Origin of the sequence: Cellulomonas sp. NS3, assembly GCF_024757985.1 — a bacterium.
GTDB lineage: Bacteria > Actinomycetota > Actinomycetes > Actinomycetales > Cellulomonadaceae > Cellulomonas_A.
Genome location: NZ_CP103289.1, coordinates 682140 through 707839, shown reverse-complemented (window position 1 = coordinate 707839; position 25700 = coordinate 682140). Strand labels below are relative to the sequence as shown.

Here is a 25700-nt window from a genome sequence, read left to right as displayed (position 1 = left end):
GTCCCAGGATGTCCGGGAAACGTCGGGGGATGACGACGACGACGAGCCGCACCGCTTCCCGCGCCCCTGCGACCCTCGGTCGAGCGCGCCTGACGCTCGTCGCCGCACCGGGCCGCTCGGCGCCGCGGGAGGACGGCCGCGGCGGTCGTCCGGGCACCGTCCTCTCCGTCGCGCCGGCGGGGACGACCGGGCCCGCAGGCTCCCCCGACGTCGCCGACGTCCCGCGTCACCCCGTCCTCGACGGCGCGCTCGGCACGCGTCGCACCGCCGGTGACGACGCCGAGCGGCGCGACTGGGTGCGCCGCGTGCTGGGGGTCACCGTCTCGGTGCACGCGCGCGGGCCCGCCGCGCACGGACCCGACGCGGACGGCGCCGTGCGCTCGATGTTCGCGGAGCTCTCGGCCGTCGAGCGCCTCGTCGGCACCGACCGTCCGGGGTCGCAGCTGACGCGGCTCGCGCAGGGCGACCTCGCGCTGGCCGACGCGCACCCGGTGCTGCGCGAGCTCCACGAGCTGTGCGTCGCGGCGCACGTGCGCACCGACGGCGCGGTCGACGCGTGGGCCGGCGACGGGGGCACCGAGGGCGTCTTCGCCCCCGGCGGGCTCGTGACCACGTGGGCCCTCGAGCGTGCCGCGCGGCACCTCGCGGGCGCCCCGGGTCTCGCGTTCGCGGTCGAGGCCGGGGGTGACCTCCTGCTCCGCGGTCCGCAGCCCGGGCTCGCCGCGGGTCCCGCGGCGACGGCCGCTGCGGCGCTCGGGGGCGTGACCGCACCCGACGCTCTGACAACGACAACGACAACGACAACGACGACGACGACGACGACGACCGCCGTCGCTGCCGCCCGCCCCGGGCTCGACGCCGTAGCCCGTGCCCGCTCCGGGAACGACCACGCCACCGGCGCCCCGGACCGCCTCGACGCCGGTGCCGCCGCCGACGCCGACGCCAGGGAGGGGACCGCCCACCGACCGGTGGAGCGCGAGCCGTGGCACGTCGAGATCGAGCACCCGCGCGACCGGCGGCTCGTGCTCGCGACCCTGCCCGTGGCCGCAGGCGGCGTCGCGACCGCGGTGGCGCCGGACGTCGCCCCCGCCGTCGACCTGCGGTCCGGGATCCCGGAGCCCACCGTGCTGGCCGCGACCGTCGTGGGGCCGTCGCTCGTCTGGTCCGACGTCTGGGCCCGTGCCGCCGTGGCCCGCGGCACCGCGGCCGTGGAGTGGGTCGCGACCCTGCGCGGGACGCGTGGGCTGCTCGCGCTCGCGGACGGCACGGTGCACCGCTGGCACACCCCGGGGTGAGGTCCGCGGCCGACAGGCCGAGCCGTGCGGGCCGGCAGCCCGGCCCGGGAGCCCGACGCCGGTCGGCGGCGGTCAGCCCCCCGCGCCGATGCCCCAGGGCTGCACGTCGACCACGGCACCGTCCAGGAGGTCGAGGTAGCTCGTGATCCCGGCCTCGCCGGCGACCGGCAGCTCGACGACGGGCGCCCCCGGAGCCGGCGTCACGAGCACGGCGGTCGCCGGGTCGCTGTGCTCCCCCACCGACGAGGCGCCCCACCTCATGGTGGATCGGACCTCCGCGCCGGACGGCACCACGACGCGCCGGGTCGCGGCGACCTCGTCGTCGCGCGGCGGGGTCGTCACGCCCGCGAGCAGCGCGCCGGACCGGCCGCGGAAGCCGAGCGCGGGAGCCCCCTCGACGGCGCACGGCCGTCCGGAGACGTTCGTCGCGACGAGCTGCAGGAAGCGCGACCCGAGCGCGGCGTCGGACCCGCCGATCCGCACGCCGAGGTCGGCGCCGGTGCACGCGGGTGCGGTGGGGTCGTCGGCATACGACGGAGCGTCCGGCCCGGCCGACGCTCCGGCGCGCGCGTCGTCGGGGATCGCGTCGTCGGGCAGCGCGTCGTCGGGTGTGGCCGGCACCGACGGCTCGACCGGGACCGGCTCGGGCAGCTCGGGCTCGACGCCGCCCATGTACCCGGTGGACGTGCGCCCGGGCGCGTGCAGCTCGTAGGACACGGTGCGGCCCGAGGCCGGCGCTCGGCTCGGCGCCCGGAGCCACCGGTCGACCCGGTCGGTCGCCGCGTCGTCCGCGACCTCGACGGACAGGTACGCCCCGGAGGTCTCGCCCAGGTCGGACAGCGCGACGCGCGTGACCGACGGGACGAGCTCCACCGCGGCGGCGAGCTCGACGAACGGGTCCGCGAGCGCCTGCTGCGGGGAGCCGACCCGCACGTCGCCCCGCCCGTCGACGGTCACGACGCTCGCGAGCTCGAGCCCGTGGCGGGCCGCCGCCGACGGGAGCCCGGGGGCGCGCGCCAGGCGGACCACCACGACGTCAGCGCGCCCGCGGTCGACGCGCACACGCCGCACGCCGTCGCGGTCCGCGAGCGCACGGGCCCCGCGCACCGCCTCCCCGACGTCGTCGACCCCCGTGAGCCGGACCTCGGTCGCACGGAGGTCGGCGTCGTCGTGCAGCCACACCTCCCACGCGAGGTCGACCGCCGCGACGCGGGCCGCGACGCCCGCCATGACGGCGTCGACGCGCTCGGCGACCTCGACGGTGTCGGACACGGTCAGGGCGCTGCGCGGCTCGACGCTGACCGTCGCGAGCCACGCGCCCGGCTCGCGCCGCGCCTCGTCGTGGTCGTCGTCGAGGCCGTCGGGCGGGAGCGCGTCGTACCGCGGCTTGTCATCGGGGCGGGTCAGCCGCACGCCCGCGTGCGCGACGCCGGGCACCTCCCGCAGCTCGGCCAGCGCCTGCGCGACGGGGTCGGCGACGGTCGCGGGCGGGCGGCGGCCCGCGGCGACGGCCGCGGTCAGGAGCAGCGCCACGACCGCGAGCGCGCCGAGCCGCCAGGCCAGGGAGAGCCGTCGTCGGTCGGGCGTCGCGGGCGAGGGCATGCCCGGACGCTAGCCAGCGGCGTCCGGGCGCCGCGGGGACTGACCAGGACCCGCGCGCCGCGCGCACGGAACCCTCACGCGGGCGGCCGGGAAGGGGGTCCGGGCGGCGGTCCGTCGCTCGCCACGTCCGTCACGGCGTGCGGGCCCTCACGACGACGGATCCGTGACCGCCGACCGGTGCCGGTCCGGCTCCGGTCGGGGCCTCGGGGTCACCGGCGGCGTGCCCGGGTGACCGCGTCGTGGATGCGGACCGTCCGGCCCTCGGCGTCGGTGGCGTCGCGCGGGCGGGCCTCGGCGACCTCGACCTCCCACGCCGCCGGGTCGAGCGCCGCCGCGACGTCCTCCGCCGCCCAGAACATGTGCGGCACGTTCGGTCGGCCGATCGTCGTCTGCAGGTCCGACACGTCGTGCCCGACGTAGAGCAGCGTGCCGCCCGGCGCCACCGCCGCCGCGAGCGCGGCGAGCACGCCCTCGCGCGTGCCGGCAGGCAGGTGCACGAAGTGCGCGGTCACGAGGTCGAAGTCGCCGGCGGGCGGCGTCCACGCCGTGAGGTCCGCCTCCTGCCAGACGATGCGTCCGGCGACCTCCGGCCCGCGCTCGGCGGCGTGCTCGGCGGCACGGGCGAGGGCCGTCGGCGAGAGGTCGACGGCGAGCACCTGCCAGCCGCGCTCGGCGAGCCACAGGGCGTCGGCCCCTTCGCCGCAGCCGACGTCCAGCGCGCGGCCCGGCGGCAGCGCGGCGGTGTCGGTGACGAGGTGCGCGTTGGGGCGGCGGCTCCAGACGCGCGGCATCGAGGCGTAGCGGTTCTCCCAGAACTCCGCGTCGAAGACGGGGACGTCGTCGTCGGGGCCGGCGTGGGTGTGGGCGTGACCGTGCGGCGCGGGGGCTGAGGTCTCGGGAGCCTCGGCCGCGTCGTCGGGCACCGCGTGCGTGCGGTGGTGGTGCGCCGCGTCGTGGTCGCCGGCGGGGTGCTGCGTCGTCATCAGGCCACCCCCAGCCCACGGAGACCCGAGCCGGTCCGAAGGTCGTCGAGCTCGCGCTCGTCCTGCGCGGAGAACGGCTCGCGGCGCCGGGCGACCGCGGCCTGCGTGTCGGCCGCGACGAGTGCGAAGTTCACGGCCGCGCCGGTGCGCACGCCGTCGGCCGCCGCGACGATCACCTGCGCTGCGACGTCGGCGGTGTTGCCGGCGACCCACAGCCCGGGGACGTCCGTCGCGCCCATCGGCCCGGTCGGGACTCGCGAGCCGACGACCGACCCCTGCATCTCGACGTCCTCGGTCGCGACCCCGAGGCCCGCGAGGAGCTCGGCGTTGGCGTGCATCCGGGAGGGGACGACGAGCGCGTCGACCGGCAGCACCCTGCCGCCCGCGAGCCGCACGCCGGTGAGCCGGTCGTCGGCCACCTCGAGCCGCTCGACCGCACCCTCGACCACGCGCACACCGCGCGCCGCGAGCTCCTCCCACGCCGAGTCGGCGAGCTCGGGGGTCTCGTCGAGGAAGAGCGTCACGTCGTCGCTCCACTGCCGCCAGAGCAGCGCCTGGTGCGCGGAGAAGGCACCGCGCCCGAGGATGCCGATCGCCCGTCCGCTGACCTCCCACCCGTGGCAGTAGGGGCAGTGCAGGACGTCGCGGCCCCAGCGCTCGGCGACGCCGGGCACGTCGGGCAGCCGGTCGGTCAGGCCGGTGGCGACGACGAGCTGGCGCGAGCGGAGGGTGCGGCCGTCGTCGAGCGTCACGGTGAAGGTGCCGTCGTCGTGCCGCTCCGCGTTCACGGCGAGCCCGTTCAGGACCGTGCCGCCGTAACGGGCGACCTCGTCGCGCCCGATCTCGAGGAGCTCGGCGGGGTTCATGCCGTCGCGCGAGAGGAAGTTGTGCATGTGCGTCGCGGGGGCGTTGCGCGGGTGGCCGGCGTCGACGACGACGACCGAGCGGTGCGCGCGGCCGAGGGTCACGGCGGTGCTCAGCCCGGCCGCTCCGCCGCCGACGACGACCGCGTCGAGCAGGGCGCCCGACTCCTTGCTGGGACTCGTTCTCGTGTTCATGGGTCGACTGTCGCGCGGACGCTCCCGTTTGACAACACTCCTTGCCGGAACAGCAAGATGTCGGCATGACGGACGACCTCGACCAGGTGCTCACCGGTGTCGGCCCCCGGCTCCGCGCCCAGCGGCTGCGCCGCGGCGTGACGCTCACCCAGCTCGCCACGGCCACCGGGATCTCGCTCAGCACGCTCTCGCGGCTCGAGTCCGGCCAGCGCCGCCCGACCCTCGAGCTGCTGCTCCCGCTCGCCAAGGCCCACAACGTCGCCCTCGACGACCTCGTCGGCGCCCCACCCACCGGCGATCCCCGCGTGCACGGCCGCCCGACCACCCACGGCTACCTGACGACCGTCCCCCTGAGCCGCCAGGCCAGCGGACCCCGCGCGTTCCAGCACCGCATCGCCCCGCAGGACACGCTCCCCGAGCCCGAGCCCAAGGTCCACGAGGGGTACGAGTGGATGTACGTGCTCCACGGGCGGCTGCGCGTCGTCCTCGGCGAGCACGACATCGTCCTCGAGCCCGGCGAGGTGGCCGAGTTCGACACCCGCACGCCGCACTGGTTCGGGCCCGCCGTCGTCGGGGAGCCCGTCGAGTTCCTGTCGCTGTTCGGCCGGCAGGGCGAGCGGATGCACGTGCGCGCGCGGCCCCGGCGGCGAGGCAGCGCCGGGGCGGCCGACGCGGCCGGCGGGTGAGCCGTTCGGCAGCGGGCGCGACCTCCGGTATCCTCGTGCGGCCGGGAGGATTCGCCTAGTGGCCTATGGCGCACGCTTGGAAAGCGTGTTGGGTGAAAGCCCTCGGGGGTTCGAATCCCCCATCCTCCGCCGGTCGATGGGCCCGTGACCTGCAGACATGCAGGTCACGGGCCCTTCGTCGTGCCGAGGCACCGGCCCCGGTCGGGTCCGCGCGGTGCTGCGGATGCGGGCTGCTCGGGTCGATCGCATCCTGGAGGGGATCCGAAGGAAGGTCGGGCGTCGTCGACGAGCCCGCCCCTCGGAGGGCGTGCGCACCCCATCCGGACCGAACGCGTCGTGCGCACCCGCGCCGTCACGCTCGTGCCGACCAGCTCGTGGCTCGACCCGGCTCCTGTGAGCGGCGGTCGATGCGTCCCCCGGGTGCGAGCGCCTGGACCACGTTCCTCCGCCTCGTGCACCGGCACGAGCACCACCAGCGACCGCACAGCCCAGCCGTCAGGAGCCCGTATGACGAACGACAGCGAGCAGTCGACCCGGCTCATCCGCCCACCCCAGCTGCGCACCGGCGAGGACCGCTCGGCATCCCGGCTGGAGCTGTTCCTCGACCTTGCGTACGTCTTGGTGGTCGCTGAGATCGCCGGCGCGTTCGCGCTCGACCTCACGTGGCACGGAGCGGCGGTGTTCGCCGCGATGTTCACCATCACGTGGTGGTCGTGGGTCACCATCACCCTGTACGCCAACCGGTTCGACACCGACGACGTCCTGTACCGGCTGGCGAAGCTCGCCGGCGCGTTCGGTGTGGCGATCATGGCCGCAGCGGCGAGCGACCCCACCGGCGCCGAGACCACGGCCTTCACCGTCGGCTACCTCATCACCCGGGTGCTCCTGCTCGCGCTGTACGCCCGGGCGTGGCGACACGTCCACGAGGCGCGCACGACGATCACGATCTACCTGGCCGGCACGACGGTCGGGGCGGCGTTGTGGGCGGCGTCGCTGTTCGTGCCCGGCCCGGCGAAGTTCTGGCTGTGGGGCCTGGGCGTCGCGCTGGAGGCGACCGCACCGCTGATCGCCACCCGCAAGGGAGACAACGCCCCCCTGCACGTCGAGCACCTGCCCGAGCGGTTCGGGCTGTTCGTCATCCTGGTCCTGGGCGAGTCGATCGCCTCGGTCGTGGTCGGCATGCACGACACCCACTGGAACCCCACCTCCGTGTTCGTCGCCGCGGTCGGGTTCACCGTGGCGGCGGCCCTGTGGTGGAACTACTTCGACCTCGGGGCGGCGGCCGGCAAGGAGCGGCTGACCTCCAGCGACCGACCGCAGCGCACGCCCAGCGCCGACCGGTACGCCTACGGCCACCTGCCGCTGACCCTGGGTCTGGCGGCCGTGGGGGTCGGGATCGAGCAGTACATCGTCCACCCCGCCGGTGAGCTCAGCCCGGGCGGGCGGTGGGCGCTGTGCGGGGGTGCGGCGCTGTTCCTCGTCGGCACCGCGGTGATGATCTCCGGCGACCACGGGTGGCGCGCCGTGTGGCCCTGGCCCGCCGCGGCGGTCCCGGTCGTCCTCGCTGTCGGGTACGTGGACGAGCTGATCCCCGCCGTCTCGGTGACGGCGATCGGCGTCGCCATGATCGTCGTCATCCTCGCGGGCCTGCGCGAGCAACGACGCGGCAAGCTCCCCGTCGACGAGAACGCCTAGTTCAGGCGGCCGGGAACCGCGCCCACACGTGCTTGGTGGTCGCCCCGGCGTACCAGCCGACCTCCTGGGCGAGCTGGTGGGCGATCTGCAGGCCGAAGCCACCCTCGCCCGCCCGCCTGATCCCCGCGAGAACAGGACCGGCGTTCACGGCGCTGTCGGCGACGTCGAGCAGGTAGGACGTCGCGTCGGTACGCAGCTCGACGACGGCGGGCGGGCCGGCGTGCCGCAGGGCGTTGGTCGCGAGCTCGGAGACCACCAGCGCGATCGCGTCGCAGAGCCGGGCCGAGACAGGCGCCGAGCCGGCGTGGCCGGTGACGGCGTCCACGACGCCGTGCCGGAGCGAGGTGAGCTCCGCGGGGCTGTCGAGCACCCATCCTCGGAGCGCACGGTAGGTGCCCGTCGGCAGGCGTGCGGGCATGGCGTGGTCGCGGGCCGTGCGTCGGTCAGCCACGCGCCGTTCCTGCCCGTGAAGCGCGGCGACGGCTCATGGCCCCTCCTGCTGCGCGGCCTCGCGGGGCGTGCGTCGAGGGCCGGCCGAGGCGGGGCGAGGTCGGTCCTCGCGGTGGGCCCGGACCGCGAGGAGTGCGACGTCGTCCTCGGTGTGGGCTGCGAGGTCCTGGACCAGGCGGTCGCACAGGTCCTCGAGCGGCAGGTCGGCGAGCGTCTCGACGTGCTGACGCAGTCGCTCCAGCCCGCGTCTCAGGGGTTCGCCGCGGCGCTCGACGAGCCCGTCGGTGTAGAGCAGGACGGTCGACTCCGGCGGAAGCTCGTGGGTGTGGTCGTGCCGTCGGGTGTGGGCGCGGATCCCGAGCAGGAGGTCGGCGGGGCGTTCGAGCAGCTCGGCGCGCCCGTCGGGGTGCAGCAGCACGGGGGGCAGGTGCCCGGCGTTGGACCAGCGCAGCATCCGTAGGCCCGCCTCGGCCTGCTCGGGCGTCTGCTCGATCTTGGCCAGGATCGCGGTGCTGAACGATCCGACGGCGAGGTCGTGCATGGCCCAGTCGAGGGAGGACAGGATGTGCGCCGGCGGCTGGACGACGGCGTGGGCGCCGCCGCGCAGGACGTTGCGGACCTGGGCCATGGTCACGGCGGCCCGCAGGTCGTGCCCCACGACGTCGCCGATGACCAGGCAGGTGCTGCCGTCGCGGACGACGAACGCGTCGTACCAGTCACCGCCGATCTGCGCGCCGGTCGCGGCCGGCGCGTACCGGGCGACCAGGTGCAGGTGGTCGGGCTCCGGCAGCGCGGTCAGGAGGCTGCGCTGCAGCTCCTCGGCCAGGTGCCGGCGGGTGGCGTGCAGGTGCGCGTTGTCCAGTGCCAGGCCGACCTGGGCGACGACCTCCCGCATGGTGATGAGCTCACCGTCGGTGAAGGGCCCCCGTCCTGCTCCGCGGTAGAGCGTGAGCAGCCCCCGGGTGCGCCCCCGCCCTCGTAGCGGCAGGGCCAGGCTCGCGTGCGGCGCGAGACGATCGAGGAGCTCCCGCGCGGGTCCGGCGTCGACGATGCCGACGTGCGCAGGAGAGCCCGTCAGCCTGACGGGGCGGCCGCCGGTCAGGGCGCGCGCGACCGGGGACGTCTCGGTCAGCGCGGGGAGCCGCGCACGCAGGTAGCCCTCCAGCACCGGCTGCAGGCGGGGGTCGGCGTGCAGAGCGGCGACGTCACGCAGACGGTGCCGCCACGGGCCGTGGCCCTCCTCGAGCAGACTGACGATCGCGAAGTCGCCCAGCTGCGGGACCAGGTGCGGGAGCACCGCCTCCAACGCCTGGGTCGGGTCGAGGACCTCCGCGAGGTTCGTGGCGACGTCGGCCAGGAGAGCCGACCGGGCACGCGCGCGCTCGGCGACCGCCAGTGCCCGCTGGCGGTCGGTGATGTCGGTGAAGTACGCCGCGACCCCGCCGCGCTCGGGCACTGCCCGCACCTCGTACCAGGCGTCGAGCGGCGCGGGGTAGTACGCGTCGAACACGACCGGCTCCCCGGTCCGGACCACGGCGCGGTAGCTCTCCTCGATCGTGGAGCCCACCGCTGCGGGGAAGAGCTCCCACACGACACCGCCGATCAGACGGTCGCGTGTGCTGTCCAGGACGCGCTCGGCCTCGGCGTTGACGTAGGTGAACCGCCAGGCCTCGTCGAGGTGGTAGTACGCGACGGTCATGTCCTCGAGCACCTGGCGAACACGCTGCTCGCCCTGGCGCAGCGCCGTGACGTCAGTGGTGACGCCGATGACCTCCTGCGCCGTCCCGTGCGGGCCCGGCAGGGCCTGCCCGCGTGCGACCAGCCAACGCACCGTGCCGTCCGGGCGCTGCACCCGGAACTCCGCCTCGTACACCCCGCACGCGGCGATCGCCGCGTTCAGCGCCGCCGTGACCGGCGCCAGGTCATCGGCGTGCACCCGGGCGTCGAACGCCTGGATCGTGCCGCCGAAGGACTCCTCGTCGTACCCGAACACCTCCAGCAGAGCCGCGTCCCATCGCAACGCCCCGGTGCGCAGGTCCCACTGGAACGTGCCTATCCCGGCCGCCTGCGCGGCGGCGGTCAGCAGCTCACCCTGGTCGGCGGCCGCGAACACGGCACGCAGCGCGGTGACCTCCAGCTGCGCGACCGCGGCCGCAGCGAGGTGCTCCAGGGTTCGCACGTCGCGCTCCGACCACGCGCGCACCTGCGGGTCGTACGCGCACATCGCACCCACCACACGCCGGTCGTCGCTGATCAGCGGCACCCCGAGGTAGGCACCGACTTGCCCCGCGGCGAGCCCGGCCGCGCCGGCGACCCGAGCGTCATGGGCGGCGTCATGCACGACGAGGCGCTCACCAGCGGCCGCCACCCGAGCGCACAGCGAGCCCTCCAGTGCAGTGCGCGTCCCCGCCGGGCCCGGCTCTGCGTCCACCGCGGCGACGATGACCCGCTCGTCGGTCAGCAACGAGATCTCCGCCGACCGCACGCCCAGCAACCGGGTCGCCAGCACGGTGAGCGACTGCAACGACGCCTCGGCCTGGCCCGACCGCAGCAGCCGGTGCGCGGCAGCGGTCCGGTCACCGTCCGCGGTCAGCGCACGCGCAGCCGTCACGTCGTCCGGGCTGCCTGCCGGGTCGGTCACACCGTCTCCCTTCTCCGGTGCCGCGGTGCGGCACCTGCCTAGCATCCGGCTTCCCGATCGCGCACGCAGGTCGATCCACCGCTGTGCACCCGCACACCCGGGCGCGCACGGGCCGACGACGGTCGCAGCGCACGGACGAGCGCGTGACATGCGGGACCGGCTCACGAGGTGACGGTCGCCGTCCTGGCCGTGGGGTGCTTCTCGGGGAGCTGCAGAGGGTCACGCTCTCCAGCTGAGGGGTGGTCCGCCCTGACCGGTCCGCGCGACGGCGCCGAGCGCGCCGAGGACCCCACCGGCCGCGACGAGTCCCGCACGAGCCATCGCCCCCACCACCGTCTCACGCCTGCACAAGAGCTTCGTGTCCCACACACGCGATGTGATCGCCGACCGACAGCTTCGTGTGGTTCGGGACCTTGCTGTCCCACGAGTAGGCGTCGACCTGGTCGTCGTAGCCGGAGCTGCCGCCATGACCGCGATCGTCGCCGGCAGCCATGAGCAGCCACGCTCGCCGGGGGACCCCGGTGTCCGTGCGGCACAGGCCGGCACGGCACGTCGCCACGGAGACGTGCTCTTGTGCGCGACCGAGCCCACGCGCTACCTTCCACCCGTAAGAATTGTCTGACACATGACGGAGCCCGATGACAGCACCCCCGCCCACCGGTGACGAGCTCGTCGCCGTGCTGTCCGCGCTCGCCAACCCGATCCGGCTGCGCGTCCTCGCCACGCTGACGACCAGCGGCCGGGACTACGTGAGCCACCTGGCCCGCGAGATCGGTATCAGCCGTCCCCTGCTGCACATGCACCTGCAGCGCCTCGAGGCCGTCGGGCTCGTCGTCGGGAGCCTCGAGCTCTCCGCCGACGGCAAGGCCATGAAGTTCTTCGAGGTCGCCGACTTCGCGCTCAGCCTGACCCCCGCGACGCTGGCCCGTGCCGCGTCGACCCTCACCCCGTCGGACCCCGCCGCGGGTCCCGCCCCGAAGGAGCCCACGTGACCCACCTGAGCCTCGCGCTGCCGGCGCCGAACCCCTGGCCGAACGTCGTCCTGACCCTCGGCATCGTCCTGTTCGTCTTCCTCCTCACGGCGGCGGTGATCGCGTTCGTCTCCGAGAACCGGAAGCTCAAGGTCGACGCCGCCCGGGAGAACGACCTGCGCCAGCTCGTCGACCGGTACGAGCAGCTCGCCGAGAAGACGATGGACGCCCAGCAGCGCACCGCGGCGGACGTCGCGGAGCTCCGCAGCCGGACGGCGTCGATCGAGCAGATCCTGCGGACGGTGGAGTGATGGCCACGGAGGCGGTACCGCGCACGATGTCGGCGGTCGCGCAGGACCGCTACGGGACGCCGTCCGAGGTGCTCACGGTGCGCGAGGTCCCGGTGCCGGCGCTCGGGCCCGGCGACGTGCTCGTGCGGGTGCGCGCCGCGGGCGTGAACCCGGCGGACGTGTTCCTCACGACCGGGCGCCCGGCGATGATGCGGGTCGTCCTCGGCCTGCGTCGTCCGAGGCCTGCGACGCGCGGCCAGGACGTCGCGGGCACGGTCGTGGCGGTCGGCGCGGACGTGTCGACGTTCCGTCCCGGCGACGACGTCTACGGCGAGGGGGACTTCGGGAAGACGACCGGGTCGTACGCCGAGTACGCCCGGCTGCCGCACACCGTGCTCGCCCCGAAGCCCGAGCGGCTGACGTTCGCCCAGGCGGGCGCCGTCCCGATGGTGGGGCTGACCGCGCGGCGCGCGCTGCAGGTCGCCCAGGTCGGGCCGGGGCAGCGGGTGCTCGTGATCGGTGCGTCCGGGGGCGTCGGGCACGCCGCCGTGCAGCTCGCCGTGGCCCTCGGGGCCGAGGTGACGGGGGTGTGCAGCACACGCAACGTCGAGCTGGTGCGCGGGCTCGGGGCGGCGCACGTGGTCGACTACACGCGCGAAGACCTCACCGAGCGCGCCGAGCGGTACGACGTGATCCTCGACAACGTCGCGACCGTCCCGCTGCGGCGCCTGCGCCGGCTGCTCACGCCCCGCGGGACGCTGCTCATGAACAGCGGCCACGGCGGCCGCGTCCTCGGCCCGCTCCCCCGCATGGCGCGCGGCGCGGCGCTGTCGCTCGTCGGCGGCCGGACGATCCGGCCGTTCACCATGTCCCCGACCACCGCCGACCTCGTCGCCCTGACCGAGCTCGTCGACGCCGGAGCACTGACCCCGGTCGTCGAGCGGACGTACCCGCTGGCCGAGGCGGCCGCCGCGATCGAGCACGTCGCGGGCGGGCACGTCGCGGGGAAGGTCGTGGTCGTGGCCTGAGGCCCGGCCGGCGCCCCGCGCGTCGTCGCGCGGTGTGCGGCGAGGTCGGGGCCCCGCTTAGGCTCCTTGTTCGTGGCCACCTTCTCCTCCGTGTCGCGGCAGCACGTCCTGCAGGCCCTCGCCGAGTACGACGAGCGCGGCGGCGACGCGTTCCTGAACCTCTACGGGTTCGCCCCGACCCCGGGTTACGCGCTGCTCCACGAGGGCCGCCCCTACGACGTGACGGCGGTCCTCGGCGTCGCGCACCGGTTCGCCACCGGACGGCTCGCGACCCCCGACGCCTTCAGCAGCGGCATGGCCAACGCCGTCGCGATCCTGCGCAAGCGCGGCTTCGACGTGACCGAGCCGGCCGGCGTCGTCCGCGCGGCCCCGGTCAAGACCCCCCGGGCCCCGCGCACGTCCACGCCGCGCACCACCACGCCGCGGGCCAGCGCCACGCGCGAGGCGACCCCGGTCCTGTGCCCGACGTGCTCGATGGTCCTGCCGGCGACGGGCGTCTGCGACTACTGCAGCTGACGCCGGCAGGACCCGAGGCTGACGCCGCGCACCGGCGCGAGACAGCCCTGGAGCCGGGTCGGCCCCGTCACCCGCCTGAGCCGACCCGGCCCCCCCGGGCCGTGTCGCGCCGCGTCCCTCGCATCGCGTGGCCGGGTGAGATCGCGCACCCGGAGCCGAATCGTGACCAAAAGACCGGGCGCGTCGCCGCGCGTGCTCGCTAGCCTCGCGCGGGCGCGTCGCACCGGTGCGCTCACCCTCGATCGAGAAGAAGAAGATGCGCACCCTCAGCCCCCGCGTCACCTCCCCCCTGCTGCTCGCCGCCGTGCTCGTCGGCCTCACCGGCTGCGGCCTGCTGGAGCCCGAGGCCGAGCCGGCCGTCCGCGACGAGACGTCCGGGGAGATCGTCGAGTCGAGCGAGGCGGACGTCTTCTCGCTGAAGGTCGGCGACTGCCTCAACCAGACCGTCACCGAGGAGGTCGAGGAGGTCTCCTCCGTGCCGACCGTCCCCTGTGGCGAGCCGCACGACAGCGAGGCGTACGCGCGCACGGACCTGCCCGAGGGCGACTACCCGGGTGACGAGGCGGTCGCCGAGGCGGCCGACTCCTTCTGCTACGACGAGTTCGCGACGTTCGTGGGCATGTCCTACGACGAGTCCGTGCTCGAGCTGGCGTCGTTCTTCCCGACGCAGGTCTCGTGGGACGAGAACGAGGACCGCGAGATCCTCTGCTTCGTCTCCTCCCCGGACGGGCAGGTCACGGGCACGCTCGCGGGCGCCCAGCGCTGATCCCGCAGGCCGGCGGCGGGCCCGAGCGGCCCGTCGCCGGCGGCGGCAGCGCTCAGCGGGGCCGGGCTCCGGCGGGTCGCCCCTGCACCCGCACTCCGCGGACGAGCAGCCACCCGATGAGGCTCAGCTCCGCGACCGCGGCGGGCACGGTCGCGAACGGCGTCACGGCCGACGCCGCAGCCGGCGCGAGGAACCCGACCAGCAGGTCGACGAGGTACCCCGCGCACCCGACGACCAGCAGCACCCCGATCACGCGCGGCACCATCCGCGAGCGCAGCACGAGCCACCCGAGCGGCGCGAGCCACAGGCCGAAGAACACCTGCGCGACGAGGTACCCGTTCCGGTGCAGGTCGAGGAGCCGGAGCACGACGCCGTCCGCCCCCGACGGCCCGAACGCGGCGGCGTACGCCGGCTCGGTCGCGACGAGCAGCGCGCCGAGGTGGTGCACGAGGTTGAGGCACATGATCGCCGTCGCGACCCCGACGAGCCCGACCATCACGCGCCCGACGGCCCGGGCGGCGTGCCCGAGCAGCGCGTAGAGCAGGACGCCGACGAACAGCAGGATCGTCGCCTGGACGAGGTCCGCGACGAAGGCCACCCGCACGAGCGACGCGTGCGCACGCACCCGGTCCGCCGTCCCGGCCGCGTCGCCGGGCACGTGCACGGCCGCCCGGGCCCCGAGGTGCGCGAACGCGCCGAGCACGGCGAGCAGCAGGTAGAGCAGGGCGGCGAGCCGCGCGACGGGCTGCGGGTGCCGCAGCGCGGACGACGGCGGCGCGGCGGCGGCAGGCGCGAGGGCTGCGGCCGGGTCGGACGCCGGGGCGGGCGCGGCGGGTGTTGGGGACGCGGCGGCGGGCGTTGCGGGCGCGGCGGCGGGCGCTGCCGATGCGGGAGCGGGCGGGGCGGCGTGCGTCGCGGGCTCGGTCGTGGGCATGACGACTCCTGGTTCTGGGTGCGGCGGGGGAGGGCCACGGGCAGGGTGCGTCGTGGTCCGGCGCAAGGGCAGGGCAGGGCTGACGGAGCTCGCCGCCGACGGCGAGGAGCCGCCACGCAACCGAGGCGGCGCGGGACCGGTGGCCACGGAAGCGCGAGTGGTGGATCGCCCAGCGCGGCCGGGGGTCAGTCGACCCGTCGGTCCGGCACGTCGGCCGCGTCGCCGTCGGGGTACTGGAAGACGTCGTCGAGCGGGACCCCGAAGACGTGCGCGATCTGGAACGCGACCTCGAGGGACGGCGAGTACCGGCCCTGCTCGATCGCGAGGACGGTCTGGCGGGTCACGCCGACCCGGCGCGCGAGCTCGGCCTGCGTCATCTCGCCGTGCGTGAAGCGCAGCGTGCGGATCCGGTTGGTGACCCGCGTCTGCTTCGCCATCACCGGAAGCCCCGGCGGTAGGCGACGAGCTTGGCGACGCTCCCGACGACGGCCGCGACCGTGAACGCGAGGTACATCGCGTTCGCGACCCAGACGTGCGGCTGCTCGAGCAGCGTGAGCGCGAACGGCACGACCATCGCCACGCCGAGCGTCATGCCGCCGACGAACTCCCCGCGCCGGTTGATCTCCTCGTCGCGCACGTCCTTCTCGTGCGCCTCGGACGGGCGCGCGACGCCGAGCACCACCTGACCGGCGACGCTGAGGACGATCGACGCGCCGATGGCCCAGAGCATCGTCGAGACCCAGGGCGCCTGGCTGAGCGCCGACCCGCCGGCACGCACGAGCAGCGCGACGACGTACCCGACGTAGGTGACGACGGCCGCGCCGAGGTAGAGCCAGGCGCCCTTCTCCTCGAACGACATGCCGGGCTCCTCGGACGGGGGGTGGTGACGGTCCGAAGTATGCCAGACCAGACACCGTGTCAATAATCTTTGACACCGCGACGCGGTCTGCAGCCCTACTCTCGGGAGGTGACCTTCCACGTCGCCGCCGACGCCTACGACCGGTTCATGGGCCGCTTCTCCGGACCGCTGGCCGCGTGCTTCGCCGACTGGGCGGGCGTGCGGCCCGGGATGCGCGCGCTCGACGTCGGCTCCGGCCCCGGCGCCCTCACCGCGGAGCTCGTCGGGCGCCTCGGCGCCGGCGCGGTGCACGCCGTCGAGCCCTCACCGACGTTCGTCGAGGCGGTGCGCGCGCGGCTGCCCGGCGTCGACGTGCGCGCGGCGTCCGCCGAGGACCTCCCCTTCGACGACGACACGGTCGACGCCGCGCTGGCCCAGCTCGTCGTGCACTTCCTGGCCGACCCGGTCCGCGGCCTGCGCGAGATGGCGCGCGTGACGCGGCCGGGCGGCGTCGTCGCGGCGTGCGTGTGGGACCACGCGGGCGGCGGCGGCCCGCTCGCGGCGTTCTGGGGCGCGGTCCACGAGCTCACCCCGGCGGCGCGCGACGAGTCGGGGCTCGCGGGCGCGCGCGCCGGGCACCTCGCCGAGCTGTTCGTCGCGGCGGGGATCGGTGACGTCGAGCAGTCGTGCCTGAGCGTCTCGGTGCCGTTCGCGTCGTTCGACGACTGGTGGGAGCCGTTCACGCTCGGGGTCGGCCCGGCGGGGGCGCACGTCGCGGGCCTCGACGCCGACGGGCGCGCCGCCCTGCGCGCCCGGTGCGCGGAGCTCCTGCCGACGGCGCCGTTCGAGGTCCGCGCGTCGGCGTGGAGCGCGCGCGGCCGGGCGTGAGGGACGGAAGCCGCGCCCGACGCGGTGGGTGCCCCCGCCGCGTCGGGCGCCTCGGTCAGCCGACCGGACCCGGCGTCTCGACCGTGATCCGCACGACCTCGCCCGTCCGCCGGAACACCTCTGCGCTCAGCCCGGCGTCGAGCGCCGCGTCGGGCAGCGCCACCGACGACCCGTCGGCCCGCTCGACCGTCACGGCGGTCGGAGCCCCGGCCGCCGCCCGGCGGTACACGACCGGCACCTGGCAGAACGTGAACGCGAGCGACCCCGCGGGCAGCTCGACGTGCTGCGTCGCGCCCCGGACGTCGAGGTGGCGGAACGTCGCGGGCGCGCTCGTCCACTCCTCGGCGCGCAGCAGCACCGGCCGGAACACGACGCGGCCGTCCTCGACGCGCAGCCCGAGCTCTCCGAGGCGCGTGAGCACCTCCTCCTTGACCTGACCGGTCATACCGGGCTGGCGTGCTCCCTTGCCGGCCGGCGTGTGCGAGTACGGGTCGATCGGGAACGCGCCGTAGACCTCGGGGGTCTTGCAGTACCCGAGCCCGCGGCGCACGTCCTCGTAGATCTCGGCGAGCCGCCGGACGACGCCCGGGTCCGCGCCCTCCGTGACCGCGCGCTCGTGGTTCTCCTGCACCGCGAGCAACAGCTTGGAGACCATGTGCCAGTAGATCGAGCCGAGCCCCTCGTACGCGAAGAAGGTCCCGGACCGGCCCGTGAACTCGGCGTGGTGGAACACGTCCTCGAACAGCCCGAGCAGCGCGGCACGGTCCTCGTCGGACACCTCGACGCCGACCCGGTCGAGCGCCGCCGCGACGTCACCCGCGTTGTGGACGTCCGGGGCGAAGTGCACGTCGCCCGCCACATCGCGCAGCACGACCGACCGGTCCCCGGCGGCGACGAGCCGCTCGACGAGCGGCACCCGGGCGGCGTCGGCCGCGGTCACGGTGTTCCGGTCGAGGAAGCTCGGCAGGTCCTTGTCGGGGTAGAGGATGTAGCTGTGCTGGTCCGCGCGGTACAGCGCGGACCGCCGCAGGCCGTCGAGCAGCTCGACCGCCTCGGCCGGGCTCAGCACCCCGGACGACAGCACCGCGACCTGGCCCTCGAGCATCTCGCTCAGCCGGCGCACCCCGGCGCCGTCCGGCCGCAGGTCGAGCAGGTTGTAGGAGTGGGACAGCGCGTCGTCGCGCCGGTTGGCCCGCAGCCCGGAGTCGACGTAGCGCTGCGCGACGTCGAGGAACGCGGTCACGTCCGCCGCGGCGACCGTGGTCACGGCGCCGCTGAACCCGTCGTAGACGCGCGACCGGTAGGCGGTGCCCGCCGCGCCGAGCTCGTCCATGACCGCGAGGCGCGCCACGTCGTCGAAGCCGGTCTCGGTGCCGCCCGCGTGGCGGCCGAGCGCGTCGGTCACGTCCCGGAGCAGCTGGCGCAGCTCGGTGGTCACGACGACGTCGTCGACGAGCAGGTCGCGGACCACGTCGAGGTAGCGCCGCACGTAGGCGAGCGTCACGACCGAGAGCCCGCGCCCGACGAGCGCGTTGTTCGCGTCGTTCCACTCGGGCCGCTGGGTGTTCATCCAGATCCCGCCCTCGGGCACGAGGTTGACGAGCTTCGCGGCCAGCAGCAGCAGCAGCTTCTCCGCGAGCGTCACGCGCACGAGCTCGCCGTCGGGCCCGTGCACGAGCCGCCCGTCCGCACCCTCGCGCTCGACCCGGCGCTCGATGGCCGCCTGCGCCGCGTCGTCGAACGCGATCGTGTCGTACGGGTCCTCGAGGGTCTTCGCGTACGACGCGATCCGGTACGGCACGTCGGCGTGCGTGAAGACGGCCCGGTCGACGAGCGCGTCGAGCCGCCCGGGGTGGAAGCGCCGGGACGTCTCCAGCAGCTTGAGCAGGTAGACGATCTGGTGGTCGCTCCAGTACCCGATGTTGGCCCACGGGTTCTCGGGCTCGGGGACCTCCCAGTCGATGCCCTGGCGGGAGATCCGGTACGGGTTGTAGCCGTCCGCGGTGGTCGCGTCGAGGAACACCGTGACCATCGACTCGACGTACTCCGGGAACGACCAGGCGAGCGCCTCCCAGTTCTGGAAGATGTCGCGCCAGTTGCCCTGGAAGTCGACGCGCGTGCGCCCGTCGGCGTCGCGCAGCGCGATCCGGAACTTGTTCCACGGGCGGCTCGGGTCGCCGTGGCGGCGGCTGAACATGAGCGGCAGGTACTCGCGCGCGAGCCGCCCGAGGTCCGCGTCGCCGTGCTCGTCCGCGAGCGCGACGAGCGTGTCGATGCCGAAGCGCTCGGGCAGCCCGGCGAGCAGGTCCGCGCAGCGCTCGGCGGTCCGCGGGCTGCGCTCGGCGACGAACCGGCGCACGTCCTCCGCCTCGGCCGTGTAGCCGTCCACGGGCACCCCGCCGCGCATCGTGTTGAACAGGACGTTCGCTGCGTGGTGGGCGGCGGCGAGCTCGTCGCCCGTGAGCTGCGCGGCGTCGGCCGTCGCGAGGAGCGCCTCGAGCGCGGTGCGGGTCTCCTCGACGTCGGCCGCGAGACGCTGCGCGACGGCGGCCGGCTCGGCGAGCTCGGTGCGCAGCGCGACGACGTCGGCGGCGCTGTGCTCGACGTCGGCGACGACCTGCCAGCGGCGCGTCTCCCCCGGCGAGAGCCGGAACCCCGTCCGCACGAGGTAGGCGCCTCGCTCGCCGCGCACGTCGATCTCGCCGTGCACGGGCTGCCCGGCGGCGAAGGCCCGGACCTGGCGCGTCGAGACGAGCCGGTCGGCGGCCTCGAGCCCGAGGGACCACGCGACGTTCGCGCGCAGCGACTCGCTCGGCTCGGACTTGTCGGTGAGCTTCGAGTTCAGGTACAGGATCCCGAGGCCCGTCGCACCGTCGACCTCGCTGCGCTTGTACGCGTCGAGCAGCGAGCTGAGCTCGTTCTGGACCTGGACGGTCGCGCCCGCGGGCAGCAGGTTGACGAACCCGTCGAGCAGCTCGACGTCGACCGGCTCGTCGGAGGTGGACGTGAGCTCGCCCGTGCGCACGACGCCGTAGCGGGCGCTGGTCTGCCACGTGACGCGCACGCGCAGGCCGAGGTCGGGGCGGACCTCCTCGAAGACGAGGGTCGTGCCGAGGTAGTCCTTGGACAGCGTGCGCCGGGCCGCGGGGTCCCCCGGGCGCGTCTCGGCGAAGGGCTGCCAGACGGTCGTGCCCCCGTCGGCGCCGGTGACGCGCAGCAGCGTGAGCCCGCCGGTGCGGCCGGCGCCCTCGGCGACCTTGTCCTCGGTGTAGTACGGGAACAGCGCGTGCTCGGCCTCGACGCGGCCGGCGGTGAGGCCGCCGCTGCTCGAGATGAAGACCCACAGGTCGCTCGCGCCGACGAGCGTCATGAAGAACGGCGGGATCTGGTCGTACGCGGTGATCTGGTAGAACGGCCGGCCCTCGATCTCGAGGGTGCGTCCGGTGACCGGGCCGGCGTCGGTGGCGGACAGGGGTGCGGCGACCTGCAGGGACATGCGGGTTCCTTGCGTCGGGTTGGTGCGGCGGACTCGTCGGGCGCGCGTCCCCGGCGGTTCCGCGACCGTGCGGGACCGGCTCCGAGAGAGCGCTCTCACGCCAGCGTGTCATGCCGGTGCCGGTGCGGGCAAGGACCCGACGCGGGACCTCGGCCGGCGCCGGCCCGATGCGGGCACCGGGCCGCGGGGCTCGCCGGCGGGTTCCGGGTGCCCGCCGAGCATGAGAGAGGTCTCATCTGCTTACTGACCGGACCGTGACCGAAACGTGACATTCTGCCGACCATCCCTGACCCCGACAGGAAGGCGCCGCCGTGACCTCACGTAGCGCTGCACCCCTCACCACCCGCACGTCCGCCGCCCGCCGCGCCGCCCTCGTCGGGCTGCTCCCCGGCGTCCTCACCGCGACGCTGCTCACCGCCCCACCGGCCGCGTCGGCCCCCGGCGCGGCACCCGCCGGCCCCGTCGCGCAGTCCCCCGGCGTCCGCCCCGCCGCCGTCGCCGGCGGCTGCGGCCAGCTGTTCGACGACTTCGCCTACACGTCCTCGTCCGACCCCGCGCTGCGCTCGCGCGGCTGGACCGTCCGCACCGGCGCGGGCGGCCCCGGCGTCTCCGGGAACACGTGGTCCGCGGCCAACGTCGACTTCCCCGGCAGCGGCGCGGCGCGGACGATGCGCCTGCGCGCCCAGACCGACGGCACCGCCGCCGGCACGGTCAACGCCGAGGTCTACCAGCAGCGCAAGTTCTTCGAGGGCACCTACGCGAGCCGGGTGCGGTTCACGGACGCCCCGATCAGCGGGGCCGACGGCGACCCCGTCGTCCAGACGCTCTTCACGATCACGCCGCTCGACTTCCCCAACGACCCGGCGTACGGCGAGGCCGACTTCGAGTACCTGCCCAACGGCGGCTGGGGCGCGACGAGGCCCACGCTGTTCACGACGACCTACGAGACCTACCAGAACGACCCCTGGAAGGCCGACAACGTCAGCAGCACGATCCCCGGGAGCCTCGAGGGCTGGCACGACCTCGTGCTGCAGGTCGACTCCGGCCACGTGCGGTACTACCTCGACGGCCGCCTCGTCGCCGACCACACGGGGCACGTCTACCCCGAGACGCCGATGTCGCTCAACGCGAACCTCTGGTTCATCGACCTCGCGTCGCACACGGGCGGCGTGAGCCGCTACGAGCAGGAAATCGACTACGTGTTCCACGCGGACCGCGAGGTGCTCGCGCCCGCCGACGTGAGCGCCCGGATCGCCGCCCTGCGCGCCGCCGGGACGAGCCACACCGACACCGTGAAGCTCGGGACGTGCACCCCGACGACGCCTCCCGCGACGCCGCCGGGCACTCCGACCCCCGCACCGACGCCGACTGCGAGCACGCCCGCGCCGACGCCGAGCGCGACCCCGACCCCGGTGCCGACCGTGGCGCCGAACCCGCCGGCCGCGCCGCTGTGCGACCACCTGCGCTCGTGGGCCCGCAACCGGCTCTACTGGCCGGGCGCGACGATCACGCACGCCGACCACGCCTGGCGTGCGACGCGGGCGACCCGCCGGGCCGCCCCGGGCACGAGCAGCGCGTGGCAGGACCTCGGGCCCTGCTCGACTTCCTGACCGGGCGCCCGACGGGGTGAGCGACGGGGTGCGGTCCGGAGCCGGGCCGCACCCCGCGCCGTCCGCACCCCGAGCCCCGCGCCGCCCGAGCCGGCAGCAGCCCGCCTCAGTCCTCGATCACCGAGAGCACGTTGCCCGCCGGGTCCGTGAACCACGCGATCAGCGGCCCGCCACCCCGGAAGACCCCCTGCGCGTCGGTCTCGATCTCGGTGCCCTCGTAGTGCTCGAACGCGACGCCACGCCCACCGAGCCACGCGACGGCGGCCTCGACGTCCGCGACGGGGAAGTTCAGCACGGTGAACGTCGCGGGCACGTGGTCCGGCTTCGGGTAGACGAGGACGTGCGCCCCGCCGCCGAGCCGGAGCGTGAGCATGCCGTTCTCCTCGGTGACGTCGAGCCCGAGGGTCTCCGCGTAGAACTCCCGCGCCCGCGGGACGTCGTCGACCGAGAACCCGCTGAACGCCTTCGACTCGCGCAGCATGGTCGCTCCTTCCGGGTGCCGGGGCACCGTCGCGGCCCGCGCCGGGAGGGCCGGGCTCACGGGGTAGACCGTCGGCTCCGGGCGAAGTCATCGCCGCCCGCCCGCCGCTCCCCGTCCCACGGGTCGCCCGAGCGACCGCTGCGCCGCACCGCCCACCAGCCGAGCGCCGCCGACCCGAGCACGGCGACCGCGTTGTGCGCGTACTTCGGCCCGGCGGGCACGTCCCCGAGCGGCGCGACGAGGAACCCCACCGCCGCCCTCGCGACGAGCGCCCCGGCGGCGACCGCGGCGACGTGGCGGCCCGCCCAGCCCTCCGTGCGCGCCCACCGCCGCAGCGCGAGGCCGGCCGCGACGAGCCCCGCCGCCGTGACGGCGACCCCGGCCCACGTCTCGCCGGACAGCGTCACGAGCAGCCCGCCGGCGAGGCCCGCGCCCGCGAGCACGCCGACGGGCGGGACCCGCCCGGACCGGCGCGGGGCGACGCGACGGCCGAGCGTCAGCGCGGCGACGCCCAGCAGCACCGCGACGGCCCACGCACCCGCGACCTGCCCGGTCGACGCGTGGTCGGTCTCGGTCTCGAGGTGGTCGAGGTGCACCAGGAGCGCGGCCGCGGCGTAGAGCAGCGCCGCGACGACGAGCCCCGGCACCCGCAGCCACGGCCGGCGGGCGGCGTCCGGCCGCAGCGACTGGACCAGCACGATCGGGACCGTGAAGCTCCACACGGCGTGCCCGACCAGGAAGCTGCTCGCGTTGCCGACCGCGACGCCCCACGGCTCGACCAGGGTCGCGCGCGCCGCCTCCTCCCAGCCCTCGATCTGGCGGTACGACAGGCTGAACAGCGACTGGTCCACCACGCCGGCCTGCACGACGCCGAGCGCCGTCGCGAGCAGCAGCACCCCGGGCCAGCGCAGCCCGGCGCGCACCGCGACCTCGCGCAGCAGGAGCGCCGGCGCGCCGTACAGCGGCACGAAGAACAGCAGCCCGGCGAGCAGCGCCGCCGGGCCGCCGGTGCTCGTGTCGTAGCCGACGAGGTACTCGGCGCCCACCGGCGAGAGCACGAGCAGGCCGGCCGCGAGCGCCCAGCGGACGCGACGGCGCGGTATCCCGTGCGCGTCCGCGCTGCGGGAGGGCCGCCCGGCGGGCTCCCGTCCCCCGGGTCCCGGTGCTGGCTGCGGCTCCTGCACGGCGTCGGTCACGGCTCCGACGCTAGGAGCGCGCCGGTCGCCGGTGCATCGGCCGCCGGTCGGCCGGTGCCCGCCCGAGGTCGACGCGACGCGGGACGCCGGTCGGTGCGGATCCTGCCCTGCGCAGGAGCGATCCGCGCCCGCCGGTTACCGTGAGGCGTGCCCGAGCTGACGCCCCCGTCCCGCCGCGTCGCCGTGCCGCTCGCCGCGCTCGCCGTCGTGGCCGTCGGCACCGCGGGCTGGGCGCTGCTGGGGCCCGGGCGCACGTCGTCGCCGGCCGCGGACGCGCCGTCCCGCACGGCCACCGCCACCCCGTCGCCCACGACGCCCGCGCCCACCCCGTCCGCTCCCCCCGCGTCCAGCCCCCCGGCCCCGGGCCCCGCGGCGCTGCCGGACCCCGACGCCCCGTCGATCGCGTTCCTCGGCGACTCGCTGACCGTCGGCGTCGGTGCGCCGCCCGAGCGCGGGTACGCGTGGCAGACGGCGGAGGCGCTGGGCTGGCCGATCGCGGTCGTCGACGGCGTCTCCGGGAGCGGCTTCGTCGCGCCGGGCCGCGGGGAGGCCATGCCCGACCGGGTCGACGACGTCGTCGCCGCGGCCCCCGAGGTCGTCGTCGTCGCGGGCGGCAGCAACGACGCGTTCCGCGGCTACGAGCCCGCCGAGGTGCAGGCGGCCGCGACGCAGGTCCTCGCCGACCTGCGCACCGGGCTCCCGGAGGCGACGGTCGTCGTGCTCGGGCCGTTCGTGTCGGTGCTGCTGGGCGGCACGCAGGAGGACGCGACGACCGCGGCGGTCCGGGCCGCGGCCGAGGCGGCCGGGGTCCCGTTCGTCGACGCGGCCGAGCTCGTGGCCTCCGCGACCTCGGGCGAGCAGGGCCTGCGCCCGTACCTGAGCGCCGACGGGCTGCACCCCAACGAGACCGGGTACGCCGTCCTCGCCGGCGCGCTCGCGGAGCGGCTGCCCACGCTCGTGCCGTGAGTCTTCACCCGCGGCGTGCCTTGTCCGGGTCACCGCGCACCCCGTAGAACGGGACGAACCGGACACCGCACACGGCGGTGGCCGTTTCCAGGGGGTATCACCTATGCGGAGAAGACTCGTCGCCGTGACCACCGTCGGGGCGCTCACGGCGTGCCTCGCGCTCGCCGGACCGCTCGCGGCCACCGCGTGGAGCGCACCACCGCCGGCCGGCTGGACGTCGGTCGACCTCGGGACGCTCGGCGGGCCGCGCACCGACGCGACCGACGTGAACGACAAGGGCCACGTCGTGGGGCAGTCCGAGACCGCCGGCGGCCTCCGGCACGCCTTCCTCTGGCGGGACGGCGTGCTGACGGACCTGACCCCGAACGCGTGGCAGAGCGGGGCGACCGCGATCAACGAGCGCGGCGAGATCGCGGGCTACGTGCAGCTCGCCGAGGGGCAGCCGACCCAGGCGTTCCGCTGGTACCGCGGCACGACGACGCTGCTCCCGGGGACGGAGTACGGCTCCGAGATCAACGAGCGCGGGCAGGTCGGGGGCACCGCGCAGCCGTCGGAGACCGACCCGTGGACGACCTCGCCGTTCGTGTGGACGGCCGGGACGCTCGTCGAGGTCGGGCCGGTGCCCTACCCCTCGACGTGGACGTCGAGCGGGATCGTCGACCTCAACCGGTCCGGGACGGTGCTCGGCCGGACCGAGGACTTCGACGACCGCGAGGTCAGCTACGTGTGGCGGGACGGGACCATGACGCGCCTCGGTGACGCGGACGGGCGGTTCTTCGCGACCGACCTGAGCGACCGCGGGCACGTCGTGGGCCGCGCCTCGGAGGCGGACCGCCTGCTGTCCGCCGTGCTGTGGCGCGACGGCGCGGCCGAGGACCTCGGGACGCTGCCCGGCGACGTGTGGGCCAGCGCGAACGCGGTCAACGAGCACGACGTGGTCGTCGGCTGGAGCCAGGGCGCCGACCCCACGGACTCGGGCCGGCGCGCGTTCGTGTGGGCCGACGGGTACATGGACCCGATCGGGACGCCGGAGGGCGCCTGGAGCGAGGCGTCCGAGGTCAACGACCGCGGCCAGGTCTCCGGGCGGATCGGCTTCGCCCGGCCGGACGGCACCCCCGTCCAGCAGGCGTTCGCCTGGGTCGACGGCACGCTGACGCCGCTCGGCGCCACGCACCGCGCCGTCGCGGTGACCGACCAGAGCGGGGCGGGCCACGTGCTCTCCATGGTGTACGACGACGGGGTGCGCGCGGTACTGCACGTCCCCCCGAAGCGCCGGTCCTGACACGGAGCAGCGGGTGCGGGACGGTCCC

24 protein-coding genes and 1 tRNA gene are annotated in these 25700 nt (G+C 75.6%); 13 read left to right on the top strand and 12 right to left on the bottom strand.

All coding sequences use genetic code 11. The annotated features are described in order from the left end of the window. Window positions 1-29 precede the first annotated feature (29 nt). Window positions 30-1295, top strand: coding sequence for a hypothetical protein (locus tag NXY84_RS03265; RefSeq protein ID WP_258725740.1), 1266 nt, complete (start codon window positions 30-32; stop codon window positions 1293-1295). A gap of 72 nt (window positions 1296-1367) precedes the next feature. Here the strand turns inward: NXY84_RS03265 and NXY84_RS03260 are convergent, their stop codons facing one another. From NXY84_RS03260 to NXY84_RS03250, 3 genes are all read right to left on the bottom strand, one after another. Beyond that, window positions 1368-2897 (bottom strand): DUF4232 domain-containing protein, encoded by a 1530-nt coding sequence (locus NXY84_RS03260; protein ID WP_258725739.1) that lies wholly within the window; start codon window positions 2895-2897, stop codon window positions 1368-1370. Window positions 2898-3106: 209 nt separating this feature from the next. Next, entirely contained in the window at window positions 3107-3880 is a 774-nt protein-coding gene (locus tag NXY84_RS03255; protein WP_258725738.1) for a class I SAM-dependent methyltransferase, read from the bottom strand. Beyond that, the gene (locus NXY84_RS03250; RefSeq protein WP_258725737.1) at window positions 3880-4938 is read right to left on the bottom strand and encodes an NAD(P)/FAD-dependent oxidoreductase; all 1059 of its coding nucleotides are present in this window, start codon (window positions 4936-4938) and stop codon (window positions 3880-3882) included. Before NXY84_RS03250 ends, NXY84_RS03255 begins: the two co-directional genes overlap by 1 nt. Window positions 4939-5003: 65 nt before the next feature. Between NXY84_RS03250 and NXY84_RS03245 the strand changes: the two genes are divergently transcribed. From NXY84_RS03245 to NXY84_RS03235, 3 genes are all read left to right on the top strand, one after another. Continuing rightward, the gene (locus NXY84_RS03245) at window positions 5004-5624 is read left to right on the top strand and encodes a helix-turn-helix domain-containing protein (protein WP_258725736.1); all 621 of its coding nucleotides are present in this window, start codon (window positions 5004-5006) and stop codon (window positions 5622-5624) included. Window positions 5625-5668: 44 nt separating this feature from the next. Continuing rightward, window positions 5669-5753, top strand: a tRNA-Ser gene (locus NXY84_RS03240). Between the two features lie 378 nt (window positions 5754-6131). Then, window positions 6132-7319 (top strand): low temperature requirement protein A, encoded by a 1188-nt coding sequence (locus NXY84_RS03235; RefSeq protein WP_258725735.1) that lies wholly within the window; start codon window positions 6132-6134, stop codon window positions 7317-7319. A gap of 1 nt (window position 7320) precedes the next feature. Here the strand turns inward: NXY84_RS03235 and NXY84_RS03230 are convergent, their stop codons facing one another. The 3 genes from NXY84_RS03230 to NXY84_RS03220 form a co-directional block, all read right to left on the bottom strand. Beyond that, window positions 7321-7770: an ATP-binding protein gene (locus NXY84_RS03230; RefSeq protein ID WP_258725734.1), complete on the bottom strand. Its 450-nt coding sequence runs from the start codon at window positions 7768-7770 to the stop codon at window positions 7321-7323. 33 nt (window positions 7771-7803) lie between these two features. Then, the gene (locus tag NXY84_RS03225; RefSeq protein ID WP_258725733.1) at window positions 7804-10410 is read right to left on the bottom strand and encodes a SpoIIE family protein phosphatase; all 2607 of its coding nucleotides are present in this window, start codon (window positions 10408-10410) and stop codon (window positions 7804-7806) included. A 337-nt stretch (window positions 10411-10747) separates the two neighbouring features. Further along, window positions 10748-10903: a hypothetical protein gene (locus tag NXY84_RS03220; protein ID WP_258725732.1), complete on the bottom strand. Its 156-nt coding sequence runs from the start codon at window positions 10901-10903 to the stop codon at window positions 10748-10750. 145 nt (window positions 10904-11048) lie between these two features. Between NXY84_RS03220 and NXY84_RS03215 the strand changes: the two genes are divergently transcribed. The 5 genes from NXY84_RS03215 to NXY84_RS03195 all read left to right on the top strand — a co-directional run bounded on the left by NXY84_RS03215 (window position 11049) and on the right by NXY84_RS03195 (window position 13981). Beyond that, complete coding sequence (locus NXY84_RS03215; RefSeq protein ID WP_258725731.1) at window positions 11049-11402, top strand: ArsR/SmtB family transcription factor; 354 nt, start codon at window positions 11049-11051, stop codon at window positions 11400-11402. After that, complete coding sequence (locus NXY84_RS03210; protein WP_258725730.1) at window positions 11399-11692, top strand: hypothetical protein; 294 nt, start codon at window positions 11399-11401, stop codon at window positions 11690-11692. Before NXY84_RS03215 ends, NXY84_RS03210 begins: the two co-directional genes overlap by 4 nt. Continuing rightward, window positions 11692-12699: an NAD(P)-dependent alcohol dehydrogenase gene (locus NXY84_RS03205; protein ID WP_258725729.1), complete on the top strand. Its 1008-nt coding sequence runs from the start codon at window positions 11692-11694 to the stop codon at window positions 12697-12699. The genes NXY84_RS03210 and NXY84_RS03205 overlap by 1 nt, the downstream gene beginning before the upstream one ends. 72 nt (window positions 12700-12771) lie before the next feature. Next, window positions 12772-13215, top strand: a complete 444-nt coding sequence (locus NXY84_RS03200; RefSeq protein ID WP_258725728.1) for a hypothetical protein — start codon at window positions 12772-12774, stop codon at window positions 13213-13215. A gap of 256 nt (window positions 13216-13471) precedes the next feature. Beyond that, window positions 13472-13981, top strand: a complete 510-nt coding sequence (locus tag NXY84_RS03195; protein WP_258725727.1) for a septum formation family protein — start codon at window positions 13472-13474, stop codon at window positions 13979-13981. Window positions 13982-14033: 52 nt separating this feature from the next. Here the strand turns inward: NXY84_RS03195 and NXY84_RS03190 are convergent, their stop codons facing one another. The 3 genes from NXY84_RS03190 to NXY84_RS03180 all read right to left on the bottom strand — a co-directional run bounded on the left by NXY84_RS03190 (window position 14034) and on the right by NXY84_RS03180 (window position 15774). Next, entirely contained in the window at window positions 14034-14915 is an 882-nt protein-coding gene (locus NXY84_RS03190; protein ID WP_258725726.1) for a DUF4386 domain-containing protein, read from the bottom strand. Window positions 14916-15100: 185 nt separating this feature from the next. Then, the gene (locus NXY84_RS03185) at window positions 15101-15352 is read right to left on the bottom strand and encodes a helix-turn-helix transcriptional regulator (RefSeq protein WP_258725725.1); all 252 of its coding nucleotides are present in this window, start codon (window positions 15350-15352) and stop codon (window positions 15101-15103) included. Continuing rightward, window positions 15352-15774, bottom strand: a complete 423-nt coding sequence (locus tag NXY84_RS03180; protein ID WP_258725724.1) for a hypothetical protein — start codon at window positions 15772-15774, stop codon at window positions 15352-15354. Before NXY84_RS03180 ends, NXY84_RS03185 begins: the two co-directional genes overlap by 1 nt. Window positions 15775-15882: 108 nt before the next feature. Here NXY84_RS03180 and NXY84_RS03175 point away from each other — a divergent pair, with 108 nt between their 5' ends. After that, window positions 15883-16641 carry a class I SAM-dependent methyltransferase gene (locus NXY84_RS03175; protein WP_258725723.1) on the top strand — a complete coding sequence of 253 codons (759 nt, stop codon included), beginning with the start codon at window positions 15883-15885 and terminating at the stop codon, window positions 16639-16641. Window positions 16642-16696: 55 nt separating this feature from the next. Here NXY84_RS03175 and NXY84_RS03170 read toward each other — a convergent pair whose 3' ends face one another. Continuing rightward, on the bottom strand, window positions 16697-20137 hold the full coding sequence (locus NXY84_RS03170) for a hypothetical protein (RefSeq protein ID WP_258725722.1): 3441 nt from the start codon (window positions 20135-20137) through the stop codon (window positions 16697-16699). A 311-nt stretch (window positions 20138-20448) separates the two neighbouring features. Between NXY84_RS03170 and NXY84_RS03165 the strand changes: the two genes are divergently transcribed. Then, window positions 20449-21747, top strand: a complete 1299-nt coding sequence (locus NXY84_RS03165; RefSeq protein ID WP_258725721.1) for a glycoside hydrolase family 16 protein — start codon at window positions 20449-20451, stop codon at window positions 21745-21747. Between the two features lie 106 nt (window positions 21748-21853). Here the strand turns inward: NXY84_RS03165 and NXY84_RS03160 are convergent, their stop codons facing one another. After that, entirely contained in the window at window positions 21854-22228 is a 375-nt protein-coding gene (locus NXY84_RS03160) for a VOC family protein (protein ID WP_258725720.1), read from the bottom strand. A 56-nt stretch (window positions 22229-22284) separates the two neighbouring features. Continuing rightward, on the bottom strand, window positions 22285-23424 hold the full coding sequence (locus NXY84_RS03155) for a hypothetical protein (RefSeq protein WP_258725719.1): 1140 nt from the start codon (window positions 23422-23424) through the stop codon (window positions 22285-22287). 147 nt (window positions 23425-23571) lie between these two features. Between NXY84_RS03155 and NXY84_RS03150 the strand changes: the two genes are divergently transcribed. Beyond that, a complete protein-coding gene (locus NXY84_RS03150; protein ID WP_258725718.1) occupies window positions 23572-24390 on the top strand; it encodes an SGNH/GDSL hydrolase family protein in 819 nt (272 codons plus the stop codon). A 124-nt stretch (window positions 24391-24514) separates the two neighbouring features. Then, on the top strand, window positions 24515-25672 hold the full coding sequence (locus NXY84_RS03145; RefSeq protein WP_258725717.1) for a hypothetical protein: 1158 nt from the start codon (window positions 24515-24517) through the stop codon (window positions 25670-25672). Window positions 25673-25700: the final 28 nt, after the last annotated feature.